We start from the raw sequence: 4,459 nt of genomic DNA, 5'->3' as shown, positions 1-4,459 counted from the left end.
CTCATGGCCTTGATCGGCCTTCTCGTAAGTGTCCGTGAAAACGGGGGTGAACCCCCGTGCTTGGCCAGGAGCTGCCGAAGCATCCCTAAGAGCTGGTCGTCTTCGTAGTGTGAGGAACGCTGGGCGATGATCTCCCGGACCTGGAAAAACTTCTCGATCGGCACGAGGGCTGGGAAGGCGTCAGCTTTCCGCACCCATTCCTCGGGTGGGTTCTTGACATGCTGGGCTTTAAGCTTAAAAGAAGTCCGGTTATAGACGTTGTTGCCGATGTATTTTTCGTTAGTCAGGATCTGGTGAACGACGCCACGGGACCAAGGCCTTCCGGTCTCCGCGGCAACATTCTCCCGGTTGAGCATGGCCGCGATGACTCGCTCCGGGTTGCCATTGAGGAACAGCTCGTAGATGCGCCGGACGACAGAGAGCTCGTCCAGCGGACCAGGCACAAGGACGACCCGGTCGGTCTGGATACTCTTATGCTGACCCCGGGCCAAAAGTCCTTTGGGCTGGCGCTGTTCGTCCAGCAGTTGGCGCCTCAGGCCGTAACCGGCTGTCCCACCCTGACGATAGCCGTGTTGGACTATCGTGCAGGCACCGCGGAAGACCTTCACCGATAGCTCTCGGCTGTATTCGGCCGCCATCCCCCGTTTGAGACCGATCATGATGGCGGAGGGCAGGGAGCCGTCGTTCTGGAAGGGCTCCGCGCAGTAGACGATGGCGACCCCCCGCTTTTTGCACGCGTGGACGTAGCTTGCGGCTTCATCTGGATCAGGGAACCTGCCCCAACGGCTGACGTCGTAGACCAAGATGAGCTCGAAATCTCTGCCGGGCTCTTGGACATCGTTGAGTAGGCGCTGCAGTCCGGGTCGCCCCTTTAGGGTCAGGCCGCTCTTGCCAGCGTCCTCGTAGGTTCGGACGATCTCGATCCCGTGCGCCTTGGCGTATTCGGCGATGGCCGAAGCCTGGTTCTCAGTCGAGTAGCGCTGGTGCTCCGTCGACATGCGCACGTATTGCGCTGCGCGAAGGCCTGTGGCTCCGTTCTGTGCTCTGCTTACTTCCGTGTTCTTATCCGGGGACACAGAAACGTCTCAGTCAGGCCGATACATCCACCTGACGCTAGGCCGATGCCTTGACCATCACGTGACGGTCTGACGTTGGGCCTGAAGGAGATCATGTTCGTGAGGCTGCAACTGAATGAAGGTCTATATGGTTGTGGATTCCAGCCTCACCGCAGCTATTATCAGCAGGCCTGATAGCCTCAGCTTAAGAGCCCTCCTGCGCCCACAGAGCCACCTTGGGGCAGCGCTTGCTCGCGCTCAATCCGTGGCCAGCACGTTGCGTGCGTAGCTCAGCCAGCCGTCCGCTTGGGGTGCCATTTTCTCGTCCGCAAGCTTGCCAATCGGACCATCCGCAGCCCGTAGCGCGCTCACCGAGCGAACGAGAGCGATGTTCTGTTCGATGTGCTCAAGCAGCTCGGTCGGGCGAGGATGTGACTTAAGCGACGCCATCAGAACCGCGTCCATCACTTGGACTTGTGAGAACAGGCTCAAGAACGTCGGGTCCTCGATAAGTTCCATTGTGCCCTCCTCGCGGGCCTTGTCGTTGGCATACCCAGCGTAACGCAAGGAGGGAAACGGCTTCGATCCTGGAGTTGACTTAGCCCGTTGCGCCGGTCATTCGCCGCTGGAATACGTGTTGCGGCAATGTTGCGAATTAGACGCTGCCTACGTGCCTTGGCGGTTAGAGGCATTGCTGCACAAGGCTTTGCTTGCATATGATCTAGCTGCACCCTATCTGCTTCATCAACGGGGTGTGTTCGGCGGGCTTCTGGGTCACGCGGGGTCCATCGGTGGCGGGGCCATGGGGTGGCCGGACGTCACATTGTAGGGGAGGGCTGCCGCAGGCACCGGATTGACCGGTAAGGTCGGTCGCAAGACGACCGCCGATGGCGCGTCCACGCCCGGTAACGCATGACCTTGAACGGAGAGGTGGCTTCGGTCGTGGTCCATGCGTCACCGGGCGTTGGTGGTGCACGTGCGGTCGTTTGGGAACCGACCCTACCGGTCCCGGCCTATCGGCGCGGCGAGCTCAGCGGCTCTCCAGGATAATCCTTGGATGCGCCGCGAAGATCTCCATGACGATCTGGAAGTAGGTCTGGCCTTCGCCGGCGTCGAGCGCCTGCAGTTGATCGGTAATGGCGCGCGCATTGAAGGTGCCGCTCCCATCCAGCTTGGCCTGCAGCCATGCACGGGTGGCCGCCACGCCCAGCGCATTCCGGGCGTGCTCGATGTCATGCCAGATCAGAGTGGCTACGGCGTGCCCGGCCAGCACGCCGTAGCCGCCGTACAACATGTCATCCAACGCATCCAAGCTGTGAGCCAACTGCCAATCCTCACCGCTCATGAAGACGCGGTTGATCTCGTCGTAGAAGCTCGCGATGTCGTGCACCGCGCTGCCTTTCATTCTCAGGATGAGTGCATCAGCGTTTGCCATGCCGTACTGCAGTCCTCCGCCTCGATAGCGAAACATTAGCAGCGCCGGATGGTGGCTACCGTGACGCATCCAGCCATGTCGGATGGCGCGGCTCCACCTTATCGAAACCGAACCTGTGAGCGAAGTCGCAGGACTGCGCATGCTGCGCCCTCGGGCGTCATTCGACCCGTAGACTCGAAGAACGGGCAAAGAAAAACCCCGGAACCCTTCACTCACGTACAGCGTGTGAGGAGAGGAGCCGGCCCGGGGTATGTGCCGCCACTATAGAGAACGGTAGCACCATGTTCAACAGTCCCGGATGGGCGGCGCTTATTGATGTCAAAACCGCTGCGGGGGTGGCTGGTGCGGTGTCGCGGTCCCGGCTGCTTGCCTACACCCCCATATCGCAATATCAAGACCTGCACGCCCGGCATCGCGCCCTTGTGGAATTGCTCGGTTGGATGTCGCCGGATGCGAGGGCGCACGTCGGCGCCATCTGTCGTTTCAATGCGGTGCATGCCGACAGACTTCGCCTTGCAACGCCGGACAGCCCCTGCATATCGGAATTGCCAACCGTTATTTAAACGCGGCGCGGCGACGTGGAAGAGTGGGCTTCTGTTCACGATCCCCCCGAGGCCGCTCGCCAATGTCCATCGTCCGCTCCACGCCGTCGTCCAAGCTTGTCGGCGCCACCGTGCTGTCTGCCTTCCTCCTGCTGGCCTCTCCGGTCGCCCTCCCGGCGGAGGGCACGGACTCGCCACTGCGGACCTACCTGGCAGACAAGCGCGCCGCGATCCAGGCGCAGTCTGCGCAGCCGGCTGCGGCCACGCCCATCCATGCGAAGGTCACTGCCGAAAGCCGCTCCGGCGTGCGACGCCTGCGCATCGGGCCGACGGGGGAGTTCCAGTACATCAGCGACAGCGGCCGCAACTACGCCGGCTACAACCTCGGTGCGGGCTCCTGGGATTCGCTGGTGGGCACGCTGGCCAGCGCCGTGGCCGACGAATACATAGTGCAGGCGGCGGTGCAGAACGTGCCGCTGGATGGGCTGGACGTGGTGTTCACCAGTATTCCCGAGCGCAAGAGCGACACCTTGGCCTACCCCAACAACCTGTCCTACGTGGCCTATATCGATTCTCCCGCCACCGACGCGCAGCTGCAGACCCTCAAGCGCGCCGTACATGAGAACTCCTCGGCGATCGACCTGGTCACCCGGCCGCAACAGGTCAGCCATGCCGAGGTGGAGTACCACCACAGTGCTGCCCAACGCGACCCGAAGCAGCCGCCGGGCCTGCGCGACTTCATCACCGAGGAAAAACGCCCGGCAGTGCTCGCCCGCCAGGTGAAGCCGGCCGCTGGCAAGGCCCGGCCGGCCGAGCCGGAGACGCTGGTAGCCCGCGCCCACGTCGAACCGCACACCGGCCTGCGCCGCATATTCCTGGGCAAGGACGGCTACCACCAGCAGCTGCACGACAGCGCACCCGGGCTGCTCGGATACGGTCTGGCGCCCACGGTGGAGGAACACCTGCTCGGCGTGACTGGTACCTGCCTGACCCATATCTTCGAGGTCCAGGCGGCGTCGCGGAACGTGCTGCTGGATGCGCTGGAGCTGACCGTCGACGGCCAGGTGAGCCCGCGCTTCGGCAGCAACGTCAACTCGCCGGCGCGCTACAGCGGCATCCGCTACAAGGTGCGGATCGAATCGCCCGCCTCGGAGCAGGACATCGACGCGCTGCGCCAGTCGGTGGAAGCGACCTGCCCGCTGTACAACCTGGTCAAGGACGAGCAGAAGCTGGAAGGCAGCATCGTGCGAGGGGCGTATGCAGACGCAGCGCAGTAAGCGCCAGCCGGTGCGCCCCGCGCGCCATGCCCACGGTTGGCGGCGCAGTCACCTGGCGCTCGCCCTGTGCACGCTGCTCGCCCCGGCCGGGGCGGCGGCGGAAAGCGCAGAGGGCGCGGAAACCGTAGAGGCCGCCGAGGAGGCCGACGA

5 protein-coding genes are annotated in these 4,459 nt (G+C 63.4%); 2 read left to right on the top strand and 3 right to left on the bottom strand.

The annotated features are described in order from the left end of the window. The 3 genes from RWO33_RS19380 to RWO33_RS19370 all read right to left on the bottom strand — a co-directional run. Positions 1-998: recombinase family protein (locus RWO33_RS19380; RefSeq protein WP_314106999.1), on the bottom strand; the 998-nt coding region annotated here is incomplete at its 3' end. A 315-nt stretch (positions 999-1,313) separates the two neighbouring features. Continuing rightward, positions 1,314-1,574: a hypothetical protein gene (locus tag RWO33_RS19375; RefSeq protein WP_314106996.1), complete on the bottom strand. Its 261-nt coding sequence runs from the start codon at positions 1,572-1,574 to the stop codon at positions 1,314-1,316. 511 nt (positions 1,575-2,085) lie between these two features. Then, a complete protein-coding gene (locus tag RWO33_RS19370) occupies positions 2,086-2,490 on the bottom strand; it encodes a barstar family protein (protein ID WP_314106993.1) in 405 nt (134 codons plus the stop codon). 281 nt (positions 2,491-2,771) lie between these two features. Here RWO33_RS19370 and RWO33_RS19365 point away from each other — a divergent pair, with 281 nt between their 5' ends. Continuing rightward, positions 2,772-3,053, top strand: coding sequence for a hypothetical protein (locus RWO33_RS19365; RefSeq protein ID WP_314106990.1), 282 nt, complete (start codon positions 2,772-2,774; stop codon positions 3,051-3,053). Positions 3,054-3,115: 62 nt separating this feature from the next. Continuing rightward, the gene (locus tag RWO33_RS19360) at positions 3,116-4,309 is read left to right on the top strand and encodes an OsmC family protein (protein WP_314106988.1); all 1,194 of its coding nucleotides are present in this window, start codon (positions 3,116-3,118) and stop codon (positions 4,307-4,309) included. The last annotated feature ends 150 nt before the right edge of the window (positions 4,310-4,459 follow it).

Origin of the sequence: uncultured Stenotrophomonas sp. (assembly GCF_963519925.1) — a bacterium.
Lineage (GTDB): Bacteria > Pseudomonadota > Gammaproteobacteria > Xanthomonadales > Xanthomonadaceae > Stenotrophomonas > Stenotrophomonas maltophilia_AE.
The sequence above is the reverse complement of the archived record's forward strand: the minus strand, read 5'-3'. Positions and strand labels throughout refer to the sequence as shown.